The organism is Micromonospora sp. WMMD882 (assembly GCF_027497255.1).
Taxonomy (GTDB): domain Bacteria; phylum Actinomycetota; class Actinomycetes; order Mycobacteriales; family Micromonosporaceae; genus Micromonospora.
On record NZ_CP114903.1, the window covers coordinates 3,032,294 to 3,050,609 of the forward strand.

The window sequence follows — 18,316 nt, forward strand, 5'->3', positions numbered from 1 at the left end:
ATGACCCCGCCGCCCAGAGGATGCCAATGATCATCTCTCGGGCAGCGCCACCGTCTACCGGTGCTGGAGCCTCCCGAACGCGATCAGCGAAGTCACCGCCGCGACGGCCCCTCCGACCAGGCCGACGAGAATCGTGCCGAGCGCGATCCACGGTACGGCCTCCGCATCGCCGATGATCGTGAGCAGGACGCAGAGCGCGCAGCCCACGAGGAAACTGGTGCCGACCGTGGCGCCGTAGGCGAACCCGAACTGGGAAGCCTCGAACTTCGTCACCTGGGTTGCGGTGAGACCCAGCGCTCGCAGCACCTCGTTTTCCCGGCGCGCCCGCAGGAAACCGTCCGTGGCCATGACGAGCGCGGCCACGCCGATGCAGAGGGCCGCCGCGGTCAGCCCGGCATACAGCCACGGAACCAACGGTGACTCGCGTTGGGTGCCGAGATCCTCGGGGGTGACGGCGATCGGGGCCACGAAAGACCGGCTCACCGCCCGCCGGACCGCTCCGTCGGAAACCGTTTGGCGAGGGACGAGCACGAACGTTCCACGCGCCGCCACCGTTCCTGGCTCCGTCAACTGGAATCCGCCCGAGCCTGGTACGCCGCCGATGATTCGCTGAACGCGATCGGTTGCCGCCTCATCGAGCACGAAGGGCCGGGAGGGATCGCAGGCCGTCCTGACCACTTTGCGGACGTCCGCACACCGTGCGCCCAGCAGCAGGCGGCCGGACTCGGGCGCAAAGGCGTAAGGCAGCACCGCCGCCGCAGGGAGGGCGTCCTGCATACGGCGGATGTCGAGGTCCCGGAGGTCGAGGGCGTCGACCCGGTAGGAGACCGTCGACGGGTCCCGGACCGGCGACGGGTCGCCGGTGCCCATCACCGCGAGGAAACCGGCCCCGGACGTGAGCAGCAGGGTCAACACGGAGATTCCCAGCAACGGCCGGGCAACCGTGACCGGGCGTCGCTCCATCCGCCGTCCGGCCAGAAGGGTCGCCGGGTAGGGCAGCTTCTGGAGGGAACGCCCCAGCTCGACCAGGACGGTGGAGGCGATCAGCGGGACGCCGAGCAGAAAGGCGACGACCGAGGCGAGCGCGATGGCGCCTCCGGTCTTGCCGGGCAGCAACAAGGCAACCGACAACATCGCGGCGGACACCCCGAGCGGCAGGTATCGGACCCTGGACGGAACAGCGCTGCTCAGGCTCGGACGTGGAGTGCTCTCCGGCGACCGCCTCAGCAGGTCGGTGGCGACCACGACCACGAACGCGACAACGAGGAGGCCAAGCAGGGTCAGCAGGACCTGAGGAGCCGAGAGCTTCAGGTCCCCGGCGACCACCCGCTGCCCGACGATGGGAACGCTCGTCACCGAAGGCAAGAACGCCATACTCAGAATCCCGGCCAGGGTCAGCCCCGTCAGGTAGAGGGAACCCGCCTCCAGCAGGGTGATCATCGCGCTCGCCGGGCGGGAGATCCCGATCCAGCGGAGGGTCCGGATTCGTCTCTCCCGTACCGGTGAGGCAGTGGCAGTAGCAGCGGCGATCAAACTCCGATCGGAACGCCGAGCAGCGCCAGAGCGGCCAGCAGCATGGGAAGAGTCGGCAGGTCGGACGGATCCGCGACCGACACCGTTCCCGGCGTGTGCGGCTCTGCGCCGTACCCCTTGATCGGATGCGATCGTTCGTCGGCAGCGATCGAACGCCCTGCGGGAGGCCGCAGGTAGGCGAGCAGTTCGTCCTTCCGCCCGAGGGCGGAATCGGGCAGGACCGCGGGCTGTCGACCGTACCTGTCGGCCAGCGCGGGGTGATCGTCGATGAGCTCGGCCAGCGCGGGTGACACGAACGCCTCACCCGGCTCCGGCAGACGTGACAGACCGGGCGGCAACAGCGCCAATTCCGGTACGTCCGGACGCGGCTCAAGGTACAGGACCGGAAACTGCTCGCCGCGCCAGGTGTCGACCCTCCTGGCGAGCATGAGCGACGCGCCGTCGGTCTCACCGACGATTGCGGTACGCGCGAACTCGCGCTCGTCGATCCGCGAAAGCGCATTCGCCGAACCGACCACGAAAAGCGCGAGTACGGCAGTCACCAGGCCGGCCAGAACGAGAGCCACCTGCCGCCAACGTTGGCCGGGACTACCACCGACCGCCAACCGCAGCGCGAGCTTGAGCAGAGGGCTTACCGGATTCATGAAGCGACGATCGGGTCGACGAGCCGGCCGTGGGAGACCGTGACGATCCGATGGCAACGATCGGCGACGGCAGGGTCGTGTGTCGCCATCACCAGAGCGACACCCAGGTTCCCTACCAGTCGGGTCAGCAACGACACGACAGTGGTGGCATTCTCCTCGTCCAAGGCTCCCGTCGGTTCGTCGGCGAGCAGCACCTTCGGGCTGTGCGCCAGCGCCCTGGCGATGCCGACCCGCTGCGTCTCCCCACCGGAAAGAGTCTCGGGGAACGACTCGGAGAGGGCTGCCACGCCGAGCAGGTCCAGCAATTCCCCTGTTCTGGCGGCAGCCGGCCCCTTGCTCACACCGGTCAGCCGGAGGGGAAGCGCGACGTTCTCCGACACGGTCAACTCCGGCAACAACTCTCCGAACTGGAAGATCATTCCGATGTTGCGAAGACGATGCTTGGCCCGCTTACTGTCACTCACCGAGAACAGGTCACACCCCGCTACGACAACACGACCTGCCGAGGGTCGGCGGATACCAGCCAGGACGTTGACAAAAGAGGTCTTGCCCGATCCGGACGGCCCCATCACCGCCACCGCCTCACCCGCGCCGACCGAGAGCTCGGCATCACTGAGAAGCACTCGCCCCGGGACGGACAACTCCAGACCTTCCACCCGGATCGGGCTATCGGAAAAACCGTTCCCACAATCGGAATTTGACATTCACTCACCATTGCATCTTGGGACCCGGACGTCTACATGAGACGTTACCTTAACATGAGGCCAGTCCCGGGCAGCAAACAAGGCGGTAGTCGGCAGAGTGATCGCCGACCACCGCCCCGCCTGGGACTACCTCAGCACGTCACCACACTCTTTGGAGTTACTACTGCTCACGGATAAACGTACGAACCACAGACGTCAGGGTAAAAGTCGACCGCCTCACACGTCCGATGCTGCACGATTTCGCTACCATAGGGACCACGCGAGGCACAGCTGTTGTTGGCTCCGTTCCCGTCGGTAACGGTCGTCCACTCGCCGCTGCCAATCTGGTAATCAGCGTATACGTGGCGGCTGTCGGACTCCCGGTCGCATGTCTCCATGAAGTAGCCGTTCGACAGTTCGTACCTGTCGAACGAGTAGTCGCTTCCCTCGTACGAGGTCGCCGCGAAGGCGGCAGCGGGAGCACCTACGGCGAGCGCCCCCGCATAGGCGATGGCCAGTAGCTTCTTCATCCGCGTCTCCTATCAGGATTCGGTCACGGGTAAACGTACGAGCCGCAGACGTCGGGGTAGAAGTCGACTGCCTCACACGTCCGGTGTTGCACCACGTAGGCGTACTCACCCCGGGAAGCGCAGCTGTTGTTGGCACCGTTCCCGTCAGTCACGGTGCTCCACTCGCCGGTGTTGATTTGGAATTCGGCGTAGACATGCCGACTGTCGGACTCCCGGTCACAGGTCTCCATGGAGTAGTTGGCACCCGAGTCGTAGTCCCGCGAGTAGTCTTGGCCTTCGTAAGAGGTGGCAGCGAGGGCCACTACCGGGAATCCGACACCAAGAACTAGAGCGTAGACGAATGTCAATACACTTCGCGCCTTCATAAGATCCCTTCACTCTGGGTGACGTAAGCTTTACGCTACGCATTTGATCGATTTTCACCAACCCCACGAGGGTCATATGCCCAGTGATCGATATCACAATAAATGTGCCAGAAAGTCCTCCATCGTCGACTTGGACCCACATGTGGCTGCGTGGCGAGCCCCGGCTCGGTTGGGTGAGGCACCTCCGGCCTACGCGGGTTCACGCCGACGCGGTCTGTCGGCTCCTCGACGGCTTCGACCGTCCTGACGGCCCCTGACCGGATACACGCCCCCTATAAAGGGTCCTCGATCATCCCCGGCCGTCACCGGAAGGTGACTGGGCGGCGCTTGCGTCCGTCAGTACTCTCCAGCGTGGACCCGGGCGGGCACCGGGGCCACGGTGGGGAGGCGACGTGGCGGTGCATCACGAGTCGGTGTTCGGGGACGCGATCGTCGCCGCCCTGCTGGCCGACGGCTGGGCGGAGGGCGACCCGGCCGACTACCGGCCCGAACTCGGGCTCGACACCGCGCAGCTCTTCGGGTTCGTCGGCGCCACCCAGGCGCAGGAGTGGGAGGAGATGGTCACCCGCTGCGGCGGTGACCGGGACGCGGCCCAGCGCGAGTTCGTCAAGGGGCTCGGTCGGGCGCTCACCGACGACGGGCTGCTCGACGTGCTCCGCAAGGGGTTCAAGGTCCAGGGTCTCCGGTTCCGGGTGGCGCACTTCCGGCCGTCGTACGTGGAGTCCGAGGCGATCCTGGACGACTACCGGGCCAACCGGCTCACCGTGGTCCGCGAGCTGGCGTACGCGACCAAGCAGGCCGACCGGGGCAACCGGCTCGACCTGACGCTCTTCCTCAACGGCATTCCGGTCGCCACCGCCGAGCTGAAGAACCCGCTCACCGGCTCCGGCGTCGAACACGCCAAGGAGCAGTACCGGACCCAGCGTGACCCGACGGAGCTGATCTTCTCGCGTCGGGTGGTCGCGAACTTCGCCGTCGACCCGGAGCTGGTCTTCGTCACCACCCAGCTCCGGGGGCCGAAGACCCGGTTCCTGCCGTTCAACACCGGCAGCGCCGGACCGGGCCGCCCCGGCGGCCGGGGCAACCCGCCGGCCACCGCGCCCGGCACGTACCCCACCTCGTACCTGTGGGAGCAGATCTGGCAGCGGGACAACTGGCTCGACCTGCTGGAACGCTTCGTGCCCCTGCGTCAGGAGAAGGGCCCGGACGGGCGTACCCGGAAGAGTCTGATCTTTCCGCGTTACCACCAGTGGCACGCGGTGCGGCAGCTCACCGCGCACGCCGCCCGGCACGGGGCCGGGCACGACTACCTGGTGATGGCGTCGGCCGGCTCCGGCAAGTCCAACACCATCGCCTGGCTCGCCCACCGGCTGTCGTCGCTGCACACCCACGGCGACCCGGCGGCGCTCGCCCCCGGGGTGCCGCCCGGCGTGCCGGTCTTCGACAAGGTCGTCATCATCACCGACCGGCGTAACCTCGACGCCCAGCTCCGGGAGACCGTCGGCAGCTTCGAGCAGACCGCCGGCCTGGTCGTGAAGATCGACGAGAAGCACGGCGCGAAGTCGGAGCAGCTCGCCAGGGCGCTCTCCCGGGAGACCGGCAAGATCGTCACGGTCACCCTGCACACCTTCCCGGCCCTGGTCGACTACCTGCGGGAGAACCCGACCGAGATCCGGGGCAGCCGGTTCGCGGTGGTGCTGGACGAGGCGCACTCGTCGCAGGCCGGTGAGGCGGCCACCGACGTCCGGCGGGTGCTGGGCGAACTCGGGCTCGACGCCGACTCCGACGACGCGGGCGCGACAAGCGCCGACGGCCCGCGTACCACCGAGGAGAGACTGACGGCGAGCGCCCGCGCCCGGCAGCGCAGCGGCAACCTCTCCTACTTCGCGTTCACCGCCACCCCGAAGGCGAAGACGCTGGAGCTGTTCGGCACGCTCGGCGACGACGGGAAGTACCACCCGTTCCACACGTACTCGATGCGGCAGGCCATTGAGGAGGGCTTCATCCTCGACCCGCTGCGCAGCTACGTCACGTACGACACGTACTGGAAGCTGGTCAACGCCAACCCCGACGAACGGAAGGTCGACTCGGCGAAGGCCAACAAGGAGCTGGCCCGGTACGCCCTCACCCACCACTCCACGGTGGCCCAGCACGCGCAGATCGTCGTGGAGCACTTCCGGGCGCACACCGCCGGCCGGCTCGGCGGGCGGGCCAAGGCGATGGTGGTCACCTCGTCGCGACAGAGCGCGGTGCAGATGTCCCGCGCGATCAGGAGCTACCTCGCCGACCGGGGCTACCCGGACCCGGGCGTGCTGGTGGCGTTCTCCGGCACGCTCAGCTACGACGGCGAGGAGGTCACCGAGGTCCGGGAGAACGGCGGGTTGGCCGAGTCCGCGCTGCCCAAGGCGTTCGGGTACACCCGGGCCGACGACCGAAGCGCCCGCGCCGGCGCCGCCGGGCAGCGGGAGTACCGCATCCTGGTGGTCGCGGAGAAGTACCAGACCGGCTTCGACGAGCCGCTGCTCACCACCATGTACGTGAACAAGAAGCTCGCCGGCATCGCGGCCGTGCAGACGCTGTCCCGGCTCAACCGGACCGCCGAACGCAAGAGCCAGGCCGATCTGGCGGTGCTGGACTTCGTCAACGACGCCGAGGAGATCAAGGAGGCGTTCCGGCCGTACTTCGAGGAGGCCGAGACGCTGCCGTCGGACCCGAACCTGCTCTACACCGCGCAGAGCCGGGTGATGTCGCCGCCGCTGCTGGTCGACGCGGAGATGCAGGAGTTCGTGGCCGCGTACCTGGCGGCCGGGGAGCAGGCCGTGGCCCGCGCGGCGGCCGGGGAACAGGCCGTCGCCGGCAGCGCGGCGGCCTGGGAGAAGCTGCACGCCGAGCTGTACCGGCACCTCTCCCCCGCCGTCGCCCGGTTCACCGCGCTGCTCGACGGCGAGGACGACGCGGACCGGGAGACCGCCGAGACGTTCCGGGCCGACCTGACCGACTATGTCCGCAAGTACGGTTTCCTCGCCCAGATCGTGCCCTACACCGACGCCGAGCTGGAACGGCTCTACCTCTACGGGCGGCACCTGCTCAACCGGCTGCCCCGGCGCGGCGACGGTGGCGTCGACATCGGCGAGATCGACCTCAGTCACCTGCGGGTGGAGCAGACCGGCGAGCACGACGTCCGGCTCGACCCGGAGGGGCCGGGCGAGATGAAAGGCTTCGGCGCCGGGCCCGGCGGCGTCAAGGAACCGGAGAAGTCACCGCTGTCCGAGCTGATCGCCCGGTTCAACGACCGGTACGGCACCAACTTCGCCGACGAGGACGTGGTCAAGCCGTTCGACGAGGCGTTGGCCGACCCGAAGGTACGCGCCGCCGCCGTCGTCAACGACGAGGAGAACTTCGGGCACGTCTTCGAGCCGGTGTTCAGGGACAGGATGACGGACCACTTCGACTCCGTCGCCGACCTGGGTCGCCGGTACTTCGCCGTGGACCCGGACTTCCATACCTCCCTGAACCGCAGCGCCCGCAGCGCCGCCTGGCGGATGATCCGGGAACAGGAAGGCGTGACCGACGACGCCGCCTGACCCACACCCGACGGTTGGGAGCCCGTACCCGGTCAGTTGCCTGCGGACAGGTCCTTGAGGCCCGCCAGCATCTCGGCGAGGTCGGTGGTCTCCGCGGGCGGCGGGGTCTCGACGGTCACCGGCTTGTCGTAGTGGGTGTAGTCGACAGTCACCTGGGCTGCTCCGGCGTCTGCGACGAGCCGGGCGTCGAGCCGCAGGCGGTCATCGCCAGGGCCGTGAGCGCGGCTACCGAGAGAACGCCGATCCTCTTCCGAACAGACACGGTGCTCTTCTACCCCTGTGATGGCCTCCGGGAAGACCCCGGAACCACAGACGTCACACACTATCCCGGACCGTCCACTTAGGACCGATGTCATCGGAAGGACCGATTGCGCCGGTCTGTTATCATTCCTGCGGTCGGCCATCCACGATGATGAGATCGGGCGAATACATGTTGCCTGATGGGCAGGATCCGTACGCCCTTCTCGGCGTCGGCCGGGATGCGTCCTTACCGCAGATCCGGGAGCGTTATCACATTCTCGTGCAGATCTGGCATCCGGACAAGCACGAGTCGAGTAACGCGAAGGTCCGCGAAGAGGCGACCCGTCAGATGCAACTGATCAACGCCGCGTACCAACTAATCAAGAAGGACCACGACCGCCGGACCCGCGCGCCCGGCGCTGGTGAGCAGCAGCGCGAGAAGCGTGACCGGGAGGCCCGCGAACGCCGAGCGCGCGAACAACGCGCACAAGAGGAACGCGAACAGAGAAACCGCGAACGGCAGGCGCGGGAGCGGGAGGCCCGGGAGCTTCAGCCTCCCCGGGCGCAGTGGACACACCCGGAGCACCGGCCCGGAGACTGGGCTGGTCCGCCGACCATCGAGCTGGTCAGGATCACCTCCTCAGCCGGCGACGAGGGGCACACCCTCCGGGCGTATTTCGACCGCCACCAGAAGTACGCCGCCTTTCTCGGCTTCGAAGGCGAACTGCTCCTGTTCCGTTCCGAGGAGTCGTTGCACCGCTACCTGACCGACAGCGGCGCGCACGATCTGGCCGACGCCCCCGGCTGGGACGGTTTCATGAACTGGTTTCTCGGGTCGACCAAGGATCGCGACGACGACCGATCCTTCGACTTCGACCTGATTCTGACCAGTATCGGACATCCGCCGGCCACCTGGCTTCCTCAACTGTTCGTCGCCAACCGTGATCTCATCCTGGAGATCGCCGAGGCCTTCGAGGTTCACCAGGTGCTCGGGATGCTGCGGGCGGGATCGGCCCTGGACACGGTGGACGATCTCCTGCGGCTCGCCGACCGGCCGTTTGCCGGAAGGGGCGCGCGTCGGCGACTCGACGCTCTTCACCCCGGGCCCGTGGTGTCCGCCTGGCGGCAGACGATACGACACATCGAGAGCCGCATCCGCTGGCTGCGTTGATCCTGGTGGGAGGGGCGGCCCGGGAGGGCCGCCCACCACGATCAACTTCGCGCCCACCCGGTCAGGCGGGGGCCGCCCACCCGGTCAGGCGGGGGCCTGCCAGCGGTAGAAGGGGGTGGCGAGGGAGTCGCGGTGGGTCTGCCAGGTCTCGGGGCGGTACGGGGCGATGTAGGGGGCCAGGTCCTGCATGACCTTGGCGAAGGCCGGCTTGTGGTGGTCGTGCCGGTTGGCCTCGGCGACCGACTCGTCCTGCTCCAGCAGGTGGACGTACACGTCGTCGATCGAGTAGAGCCAGCGCCCGGCCACGCCCAGCTCGCCCGGGAGCGGCCCGGCGTCGGACTCGGCGAAGACCCGGGCCACGTCCGGCTCCGCGCCCGGCTTGAGCCGGCCCACGATCACGATCAGCGAGGTGCGGTCAGGCGGCGGACCGTCCGGCGCCCAGCGGTAGAACTCCTTCGCCACCGAGTCGGACGGGTTCTTCCAGTTTCTCGGGTACGGCGTCACGTACGGGCCGATCTCCTCGGCGATCTTCTGGAAGGCGGGCAGCCCACGGGTCTGGCCGGAGATCGCCGGGTCCTGCTCCCGCTCGATCACGTGGAGGTACAGGTCGTGGTGGGACAGCAGGATCCGCCCGATCACCCCGAAGTCCTGGGGGCGGGTGGCGTTGTCGTAGTGGCCGAAGACGTCGCCGACCGTCTGCTCGCTGCCGGGGACCAGGTGGCAGACGATGACGTTGCGGAAGACCATGGCTGCTCCTTGAGATAGATGGACGGGGACGGAAGTCACGGGCCGAAGCGGACGGGCAGCTCCAGCAGGCCGCGGAACGGTGACGCGGCCGGCAGCCGGCGCAACTGGTCGACCGGCACGGCCAGCCGCAGGTCGGGCAGCCGACGCAGCAGCTCACCGAGGCCGAGCTGGGCCTCCAGCCGGGCCAGCGACACCCCCAGGCAGTAGTGGACGCCGTGACCGAAGCCCAGGTGCGGGCCGCGTTCCCGGGTCACGTCCAGCCGGTCGGGGGCGGCGAAGCGGGCCGGGTCGTGGTTCGCCGAGTTGATCGCCACGCCGACGATCGCGCCGGGCGGGATGCGTACGCCCCGGTACTCGACCTCCTCGGTGGCGATCCGGGGGCTGGCCACCGGCAGCGGCCCGTCGAAGCGGAGCAGCTCCTCGATCGCCTCGGGCAGCAGCTCCGGCTTTCCGCGTACCAGGGCGAGCTGGTCGGGGTTGGTCAGCAGCGCGACGGTGGCGTTGCCGAGGAAGTCCGCGGTGGTCTGGTGCCCGGCGAACAGCAGCAGGAACGTGGTGGTGACCAGCTCGGCCTCGGTGAGCGTGCCGTCCTCGTCGCAGGCGGCGATCAGGTCGGTGACGATGTCGTCGGCCGGGTCGGCGCGCTTGGCCCGGACGAAGTCCACCAGGTAGTGGTGCAGGCGTAGTTGCGCCTCCTGCACGGCGGCCCGGTCGTCCTCCGGGCGGCGGGCCGACCCGGAGGTGCGGATCACCTGCGTCCAGTCGAGGACCCGCTGGTGGTCGGCGGCCGGGACACCCAGCAGCTCGCAGATCACCGTCATCGGCAGCGGGATCGCGAAGTCGCCCATCAGCTCCGCCCGGCCCCGGCCCGCGCCCCCGTCGGGCCCCGCGGCGGGACGTCCGGCGGGCCCCTGGTCGACGATCCGGTCCAGCAGGGCGGCCACGATCTCCGCGATGCGGGGGCGTAGCGCCTCGATCCGGCGCGGCGCGAACGCCTGCGACACGATCCGGCGCAGCCGGCTGTGCTCCGGCGGGTCCGCGTTGAGCATGTTCCGGTTCAGCGCCGCCGAGTTCGGTCCGAAGATCCGCAGGTAGTGCTGGTCCGGGCCGTACAGGTCCTTGGAGAGCCGGGGGTCGGTCAGCGCGGCCTTCGCGTCGTCGAACCCGGTGATCAGGTACGAGTCGAAGCGCGGCCCGCGCACCAGGCAGACCGGCCGGTGCTCGCGCAGGTCCGCGAGGGCCGGGTACGGGTCGGCGGCGAACCCGTCGGTGTAGAGGTCGGACGCGGACACGACGGGCTCGGTCATCGGGGCGCCCCCGGGTCGCCGCCGACGCTGTGCAGCACGTGGTACGTGTGCCGTTCGGCGGATTCACGCAGGTCGCGGATCACCCGCAGCAGGTGGTCCCGGTGCTCGCTGCGGCCGAACGCGTCGAGCCGGTCCCGGTCCGCCCAGTCGCTGATGATCAGGTAGCGGCGCGGGTCGTCGGCGTCGCGCACCAGGTCCTGCCGCAGGCAGCCGTCGAGGGTACGGATCTTCTCCGCCACCGTCAGCCACTCGTCCTCGAACCGTCGTTCGCAACCCGGGCGGGTCCGCATGGCCAGCACGGTGCGCACCGGTCGGGCCTCGTCGGCCCCGGGCGCCCCTGTCGTCGTACTCATGTCGCTCTCCTCGCCGTCGCCGGTCGGACGCCGCCGTTCGTCGGGTCGGCCCGCGCCCCGCCGCCCGGCGGGTCGGACGGGCAGCGGACGGTCGTCGGGTCGGGTCATCGGGTGGAACAGTCGCCGCCGGAAGTCCCGCAGCAGGAAGTCCGCGATCGGCCCGGCCTCCTCCCGCGCGTGCGCGGGGTTGGCCACCCAGCGGTGGAAGTCCGCCGCGCTGCGCCACTCGGCGAAGATGTGCGCCACCTCCGAGCCGGGGACCCGCAGCAGCTCCTCCCGCAGGTAGCCGGGCACGCCGGCCATCCGGGTCCGCACCTCGGCGTGCCCGCGTTCGAACTCCGCCCGCCGGGCGTCCGGCACGCGCATCTCCACGTCCACGAAGATCATTTCCGGTACGCCGCCGGCGGGGTCCCGCATCACCCGGCGGTCGTCGGGCCCGGCGGGCTCACACAGCGGGCGCAGCGCGTCGGCCAGCCGCGCGGCGACCGGCCCGTGCTCGTAGTCGTGCAGCGTGGACTCGTCGACCCACTCGGTGACCACCACGTACGAGCCGGGGCGGGCGGCGTTCTGGAGCAGCTCCCGCCGCAGGTTGCCGGCCGAGCCGCCGACCTGGCCGGCGATCGACCGCCACGCGGACTCCACGGCTGGCCCGCATCCTGGACGGGCACGCACCCGGAGCATCGTCCTGATCATGGAGTTCCCTTCGACGGGCCACGCCGGAGAGGGCTGGGCGCGTCGGCCGCCGTCGGGCCTCCACCGTTCGTCCCCGCGCCGAGTCTGCGCGGGCCGCCGTCACCGCCGGGTCACCGCACGCCGTTCACCCGTACGCGCGACGGTGACGGTGGGCGTGCGTGGCCCGGAGCCGGGAGGGGCCGGGGACGGAGAGGGGCCGGGGACGGAGAGAGGCCGGGGACGGAGAGGTCCGGGTCGGCGGGGTGGGGCGGTGGTCGCCCCGGGGCCGGGTGGAGTCGGCCCCGGGCGTGCCCGGTCAGTTGCGCAGACTCCACTGCTGGTTCGCGCCGCCGTTGCACGACCAAAGGATGATCTTCGTCCCGTTGGCGGTGGCCGCGCCGTTGGCGTCGACGCACAGCCCGGACTGGACGTTGGTGAGGGTGCCGTTGGCGTTCAGGTTCCACTGCTGGTTGAGACCGCCGTGGCAGTCCCAGATGATGACGGTGGTGCCGTTGGTGGTGCCCGCGTTGTTGGCGTCCAGGCACTTGTTGCCGTACACGGTCAACTGCTTGCCGGCGGTGTACGTCCACCGCTGGTTCGCGCCGCTGCCGCAGTCCCACAGTTGCGCCTGGGTGCCGTTGGTGGTGCTGGAGTTCGGCACGTCGACGCAGCGACCCGACTGGCCGCCGACCAGCCGGCCGTCCTGCGGGCTGCTGCCGCCGCTCTGCTGCCGGACGATCGAGGCCGACTCGGCGGACCGGTTGCCCTGCGCGTCGAGGACGTAGAGGCGGTACTCGCCCGGCGTGGTCGGCACGGCGATGGTGGTGGCGTTGCCCGCCGCCCGGGTCATCGTCGGGCCGGCGGTGAAGCTGGTCGTGCCGGCGGGCGCCAGCCAGACCGACCTGGTCGCGTCCCCGGCGCTGCGGATCGGGATCGACGCCGTGCCGCTGGTGACGAAGGTGCTCGCCGGCAGGACGTGATTCGGCAGGGAGAGGTTGCCCGCCGGGACGATGTCCCGGTAGGCGTCCTCCAGGCCGGAGTTGGCGGCGATCGCGTACGCCGGCGCCGGCCAGACGTAGTCGGAGGAGACCAGGATGTCGTGGATCGTGCTGTTCGGCAGGTTCTTGTTCGAGACCTTGTTGACCGGTCCGTACGTCTGGGTGACGCTCAGGTCGTGCTTACGCCCGAAGTCGTCGGAGTTGAGCATCCAGGTGATGTTCTTGTCCACGCTCAGGACGTTGTCCCGGAACGTGATGTACGCCGAGCCCTCGTCCGGGTGCAGCCCGTACTTGTGCCCGGACGGGACGCCCTGCAGGTAGTTGTTGGTGATCATGGTGCCCGGCTGGCTGCCCAGCGTGTAGATGGGCGCCGTGTCACTGAGCCGCTGCACCGTGTCGATGATGTGGTTGTGGCTGATGGTGTTGTTCCTCGCCGTCGTGGTGGGCCGGTTGGGCACGATCGAGCCCGACGACCCGTCGAAGTTCCACCAGCCCCAGCCGAGGGTGATGCCCGACCACGGGGCCTTCTCGATCCGGTTGCGCTGCACCGTCAGGGTGTCCACGAAGTACGCGGAGATGGGGCTGTGCCCGTTGAACAGGACCGCGCTGTCGTAGAGGTAGTTGTTCCTGATGTCGATGTTCTTCGGCAACCCCTCGACCTGCGGGGTCCACTTCTCCCGGTTGCTCGACGTGCCGTCGCCGACGTAGACGTGCTGGGGGTGGCCGACGACGACCGCCGATCCGGCGATGTCGTTCGTGTGGTTCCCGATCAACTGCGAGCTCTGCACGTCGTTGACCATGCTGATGCCGTCGGCGCCGGTGTGCTGGACCCGGTTGCGCTGGAAGAGGATCCCGTCGGCGTTCTGCACCTGGACGATGCCGGGGACCACGTCGACGTTGCGGTAGTAGTAGACGTGGAAGTTGCCCTTGGCGTACGCGGTCGCGGTGAGGTTGCCCTGCTGCGCCTGCTTGTAGGCGGAGCCGGCGACGTTGGCCAGGTTCCAGTCGGAGTGCTGCACGGTGAGCCCGGAGAACGTGATGTTCCGCGCGTGGCTGCTCGTCGACGTGCCGGCGACCCGCAGCAGGGTGGAGACGTTGTTCGGCGCGTAGACCGACGCGGTCGTCATGTTCTCGGAGCTGCTCTTGTAGTAGTAGACCGTCCGGGCGGTCTTGTCGAAGAAGAACTCGCCCGGGGAGTCCAGGAACTCGTACGCGTTCATCAGCTTGTGACTGCCGTTGACCTGGGCGTTTCCGTTGAACGCGCCCTGGGCGATGGCGGCGCCGGGCTGCTGGTACAGCGCCACCCGGTTCGCGCCGTCGGGCGTCGTGGTCACCTGACGGACGCCGACGATGGCGGTGGTCCAGGTCGTCGCCGTCTCGATCTCGATGTCGTCCTGGTTGCGGGCGATGGCGGGGAAGTCGTTCAGGTTGTACTTCGCGCCGTCACACTGCGACCCCGACTCCCAGGCCCACGCGGCCTGACCGGCGGTGATGTTGTACGTTCCGTGGCAACCCGCCGAGTTGACCGTCTTCGAGGCCATGAACGCCCGTTTGTCGTTGACGTAGAGCGCCCGCAGTTTGTTGGCGCGGTCCAGCGGCGCCTTCCAGATGTTGCCACTGTGCTGGGTCCATCCGGTCACCTGCACGCCGCCGTCGAGAACCGGTTTCTCGTTCTGGTAGGCGGCGTAGACGACCCGGTTGCCGTTGGTGCCGGAGTCGGCCGCGCCGAACTCGATCGTGCTGGTCACCGGGTAACGTCCACCCCGGAGGTAGACCTCGATGTCACCGGTCATGTTCGAATTCACCGTACGGACGACGTCCCGGGCCCGTTGCAGGGTCCGGAACGGCGCCTGGAGGGTGCCCGGGTTGGCGTCGTTGCCGTCCGGGGCGACATGGTAGGTCTGCTGGACGGCGGCCGAGGCCGGCGTCTGGTGCACGGTCACCGCGGGCAGCGCGACGCCGACGAGCAGCGCGGCTGCCAGCATTGACCTGCTGGCGGTAGAGGCGGCTGGTTTCACTTACCATTCCTTTCAGGTGCCGCCGACAGAATATGTTCGTCGGGTGGCCGCCCTCGGATCGCGACGGTCGCGCCACCGTACGAACAATGGTCGAAACGCCGGCGGGCATGGGACGGCGCCGGCAGTTCCGACCATTGGCGGGTCATGACAGAAGGTTGCAACGAAAAGGCGTGGCCTGCGCCGCGAGTTTCGGATGTCGATGCCGACGGCTTTGCGGGCCCGGCGCCGAGGGGCGACATTCTCACTGCCGACGGGGCTCATGCCGCTCGCTCACGCTCTCATGCCTGTCGTTGCGAAATTCCGCCTTGAAGCGTAGACGTCGGGTGCACCGGAAGCAACCATCAATTTGCCCTCACCTATACATAATTGCGGCCAGACCTGGGCGAAGCGCCGACGCCGCCCCCGGGCCCGACCCACGCTCAAGCCGGCCGGCGGTGGGGCCGGCCCGCGCTCAAGCCGGCCGGCGTTGGGCCCGGCCCGCGCCGGGGCCGCGGCCCACGGCGCGGCGGCTATCCTGCCGTCATGGCCGGCGCGGACCTGGAAGAGTTGATCGTCACGGACGCCGACGCGCTGCGCGCCTGGCTGTCGACCCACCACGCCACGTCACCCGGCGTCTGGCTCGCCCTGACCAGGAAGGGCGGCACGATCACCACGTTGACCTGGCAGCAGGCGGTCGACGAGGCGCTCTGCTTCGGCTGGATCGACGGGCAGGCCCGCAAACGCGACCAGGAGACCTCCTGGATCCGGTTCACCCCCCGCCGAGCCCGCAGCATCTGGTCCCAACGCAACGTCACCCACGTGGCCCGACTGGAAGCGGCGGGGCGGATGACGCCGGCGGGCCGCGCCGCGGTGGAAGCCGCCAAAGCGGACGGACGCTGGGCAGCCGCCTACGCCCCGCCCTCGGAAGCCGAGACGCCCGCCGACCTGCTCGCCGCCGTCGCCGCCGACCCCGCCGCCCAGGCCATGTTCGACGTCCTCACCAGGACGAACCGGTACGCCCTCATCCACCGGCTCAACGCCGTCAAACGGGCCGAGACCCGGGAACGGAAGATCGCCGAGTTCGTCGCCATGCTGGCCCGCCACGAGACGATCCACCCGCAGAAGGCCAGGCCCCCGGCCGTACCGTCGTGACCGGGCCGGCGCCGCCTCCGCCCGCCGACCTGCCCGGACGCCCACCGCCTGCGCCCCGCCGACCCGGCCCGGACGCCCACGCCCTCCTGCCGCGCTCCGTACGCGGGGCAGCGGCGGCGGAGCGCCGAATCGTCGGCGGCGCGTAGCGTGGCGCGGACCGAACCGTCGACGTTCGGCGCGCAGTTGACCCGGCTGGCCGAGCTGCGCGGCCTCGACGTCGGCGCGTTGGCCGGTCGGGCCGCCGCCCCCGCAGCCGAGATCACGTCGGCGTTCGACGGGAACGAGCCGACCGCGTCGCTGCTGCGTCGGCTCGCTCCCGCCCTGGGCCTGCGCCCCAGCGACCTGTTCGTGATCGCTGGCCGGCAGGTGCCCGGCGACCTCGCCCCACTCGATCCCACCGCCGCCAACGCCGTCGGGTGGCTGGCCTGGGCCCTGACCTACCTGCCACACGCCGCGCGGGAGCTGCGGCGACTCGCCCGGACGATGCCGCAGCAGCCCCGCCCACCGGGACCCCCGCCGCCGGCGCCGCCGTACCGGTGGTACCCGGACGGCCCCGGCGGCCTGCTGCTGCGCCTGCTGCACAACCGCAACCTCGACTGGTCCGGCGCCGCGAAGTACCTGTTCGGCATCGGCCGCCGCGACATGCTCTCGGCGTCGACCATCGGCATGATCGGACATGGCCGGAAGACGTTGACCCCCGACCTGCTGACCGGTTTCGCCGCCGTTCTCGACATCCCGGCAACCGACCTCAGCGCCCTGACCGGCATCGACCTGACCGGCCCCGAGCGACCGGTCCACCCGGACGCGCCCGAGGTCGCCGCACTGATCTGGGACGCCCGCCGCCTCACCGCCCACCAACTGCGACAACTTCAGGACCGGGCACACCAGATCCGGCACGAACGCGCCCACGAGCTCGAACCGCGCCTGCGCTGCGGCTGCCCCCGTTACGCCTGAGGCCCAGGCGGTCAACCGATCGACTCCGATCGCTGGCGCTCCCACGACTCGAATGGGAAGCTGTCTATGTAGCGAGAAGTGCACAGGCGGCCACGTTCTGCGATCAGGGTGGTTCCGTTGGAACAGCTTCCGTTGTGGGGCCCGAGCCGAGGCGTGGCATCGACGTCGGGGCGACCGAGCACCGGCGACCATCTGTCGCCGAGGCCGAAGGCGACACTTACCAGACCAGCGACGATGCGCCTGCTGATCACCGTGAAGACGGCGCCCCGCCCCTCCGCTGAGCACGGGCAGGCGGTCTGCGTCGGCGCGCTCGGCCTGGACCCTCCCTGGACGGGCTGGATCCGACTGCACCCGGTCCACTTTCCCCGACCGGCCGACGACAGCAGGTTCCGCAGGTACGGCGTCGTCCGCCTCGACGCGCTGCCGGCCAGGCAGGACCCGCGCCGCGAGAGCTGGACGCCGTTCGTGGACACCATCACCACCGAGCAGCGTCTCCTCCACCCGCAGGCGCGTCGGAACCTCCTCGATCCGCTCGTCGAGGACTCCATGTGCCGGCTCAACGAGCAGACCCGCGACGACCCGAACCCACGGTCGATCGCGCTGATCCGCGTCACCGACATCTCGGCCCTCCGGATCGGCCCGCACCCCGGCTGGACGGCGGAGCAGCGCGGGAAGATCGCCGACTACCTCCGTAGGCCCGACCTGCTGACGCCGACCAGGCGCGACCCCCTGCCACCCCCGCGATTCACCGGCGCCTACCACTACCGGTGCGCGGACCGCCGCTGCCGGGGGCACCAGCAGGATCTCTGGGACGGGGAGTTCGTCGCCGCGCAACGTCAGTTGCGTCAGCTCACCGACGCGGAGGCGACGGAGCGGCTCAGAGACCGGTTCCTCAGCCGGCTCTGCGCCGCCGACCGTGACGTCGCCTTCTTCGTCGGCAACCAGAGGAAGAGGCCGCGGTCGTTCAGCGTCGGCAGCGTCCACGCGCCCGGTTGACCAAGCGACAGGCACCGGGCAACGGTCAACCGATGATCTCGGTCAACACGTCGGCGTGACACGGGTCCTCGACGCGGCACCAGCAGGCCAGCCGCTTCCCGGCGAGCTCCCGCCGCGCCCGCTCGACAAGCGCCGGCTGCCCCACGAGCCACTGCCGGTACAGCCGTAACGCCTCGGCCCGGTCGTGCTCGCGGAGGCTGAACGGGTTGGCCCAGGGGGAACGCCGCAACCCGAACCCCTGCCGCCCGACGTAGACGGCGCCGGCCGGCACCACCGGGTGGTAGAGGTCCCCCTGCACCCGAACCCGCCCCTGCGCCGCCACGACGAGCAGCGTAATCCGTCGACGACGGATCACGCAGACGCCTCTCGGGCACTGGTGGCCGACCCGGC

At 69.6% G+C, this 18,316-nt stretch carries 14 protein-coding genes; 5 read left to right on the plus strand and 9 right to left on the minus strand.

The annotated features are described in order from the left end of the window. Positions 1-54 precede the first annotated feature (54 nt). The 4 genes from O7606_RS12430 to O7606_RS12445 all read right to left on the minus strand — a co-directional run bounded on the left by O7606_RS12430 (position 55) and on the right by O7606_RS12445 (position 3,390). Entirely contained in the window at positions 55-1,440 is a 1,386-nt protein-coding gene (locus O7606_RS12430; RefSeq protein ID WP_281599250.1) for a hypothetical protein, read from the minus strand. Between the two features lie 89 nt (positions 1,441-1,529). Next, positions 1,530-2,177: a hypothetical protein gene (locus tag O7606_RS12435; protein ID WP_281599252.1), complete on the minus strand. Its 648-nt coding sequence runs from the start codon at positions 2,175-2,177 to the stop codon at positions 1,530-1,532. After that, a complete protein-coding gene (locus O7606_RS12440) occupies positions 2,174-2,833 on the minus strand; it encodes an ABC transporter ATP-binding protein (protein ID WP_281599253.1) in 660 nt (219 codons plus the stop codon). The genes O7606_RS12435 and O7606_RS12440 overlap by 4 nt, the downstream gene beginning before the upstream one ends. Positions 2,834-3,048: 215 nt before the next feature. After that, the gene (locus tag O7606_RS12445) at positions 3,049-3,390 is read right to left on the minus strand and encodes a hypothetical protein (RefSeq protein ID WP_281599255.1); all 342 of its coding nucleotides are present in this window, start codon (positions 3,388-3,390) and stop codon (positions 3,049-3,051) included. A 757-nt stretch (positions 3,391-4,147) separates the two neighbouring features. Between O7606_RS12445 and O7606_RS12450 the strand changes: the two genes are divergently transcribed. Then, positions 4,148-7,339: a type I restriction endonuclease gene (locus O7606_RS12450; RefSeq protein WP_281599256.1), complete on the plus strand. Its 3,192-nt coding sequence runs from the start codon at positions 4,148-4,150 to the stop codon at positions 7,337-7,339. A 412-nt stretch (positions 7,340-7,751) separates the two neighbouring features. Then, positions 7,752-8,750 (plus strand): J domain-containing protein, encoded by a 999-nt coding sequence (locus tag O7606_RS12455; RefSeq protein ID WP_281599257.1) that lies wholly within the window; start codon positions 7,752-7,754, stop codon positions 8,748-8,750. 84 nt (positions 8,751-8,834) lie between these two features. Here O7606_RS12455 and O7606_RS12460 read toward each other — a convergent pair whose 3' ends face one another. The 4 genes from O7606_RS12460 to O7606_RS12475 all read right to left on the minus strand — a co-directional run bounded on the left by O7606_RS12460 (position 8,835) and on the right by O7606_RS12475 (position 14,812). Further along, a complete protein-coding gene (locus tag O7606_RS12460; RefSeq protein WP_281599258.1) occupies positions 8,835-9,497 on the minus strand; it encodes a TcmI family type II polyketide cyclase in 663 nt (220 codons plus the stop codon). A gap of 35 nt (positions 9,498-9,532) precedes the next feature. Continuing rightward, entirely contained in the window at positions 9,533-10,804 is a 1,272-nt protein-coding gene (locus tag O7606_RS12465; protein WP_281599259.1) for a cytochrome P450, read from the minus strand. After that, positions 10,801-11,850 (minus strand): antibiotic biosynthesis monooxygenase family protein, encoded by a 1,050-nt coding sequence (locus O7606_RS12470; RefSeq protein WP_348651146.1) that lies wholly within the window; start codon positions 11,848-11,850, stop codon positions 10,801-10,803. The genes O7606_RS12465 and O7606_RS12470 overlap by 4 nt, the downstream gene beginning before the upstream one ends. A gap of 295 nt (positions 11,851-12,145) precedes the next feature. After that, positions 12,146-14,812, minus strand: a complete 2,667-nt coding sequence (locus tag O7606_RS12475) for an RICIN domain-containing protein (RefSeq protein WP_281599261.1) — start codon at positions 14,810-14,812, stop codon at positions 12,146-12,148. A gap of 555 nt (positions 14,813-15,367) precedes the next feature. On the opposite strand from O7606_RS12475, the gene O7606_RS12480 reads away from it, so the two are divergent. The 3 genes from O7606_RS12480 to O7606_RS12490 all read left to right on the plus strand — a co-directional run bounded on the left by O7606_RS12480 (position 15,368) and on the right by O7606_RS12490 (position 17,926). Next, positions 15,368-15,976, plus strand: coding sequence for a YdeI/OmpD-associated family protein (locus O7606_RS12480; RefSeq protein WP_281599262.1), 609 nt, complete (start codon positions 15,368-15,370; stop codon positions 15,974-15,976). Between the two features lie 147 nt (positions 15,977-16,123). Beyond that, positions 16,124-16,930 carry an XRE family transcriptional regulator gene (locus O7606_RS12485; protein ID WP_281599263.1) on the plus strand — a complete coding sequence of 269 codons (807 nt, stop codon included), beginning with the start codon at positions 16,124-16,126 and terminating at the stop codon, positions 16,928-16,930. Positions 16,931-17,164: 234 nt separating this feature from the next. Beyond that, complete coding sequence (locus O7606_RS12490; protein WP_281599265.1) at positions 17,165-17,926, plus strand: hypothetical protein; 762 nt, start codon at positions 17,165-17,167, stop codon at positions 17,924-17,926. A gap of 25 nt (positions 17,927-17,951) precedes the next feature. On the opposite strand, the gene O7606_RS12495 is transcribed toward O7606_RS12490, so the two are convergent. After that, the gene (locus O7606_RS12495) at positions 17,952-18,281 is read right to left on the minus strand and encodes a DUF4326 domain-containing protein (protein ID WP_281599267.1); all 330 of its coding nucleotides are present in this window, start codon (positions 18,279-18,281) and stop codon (positions 17,952-17,954) included. Positions 18,282-18,316: the final 35 nt, after the last annotated feature.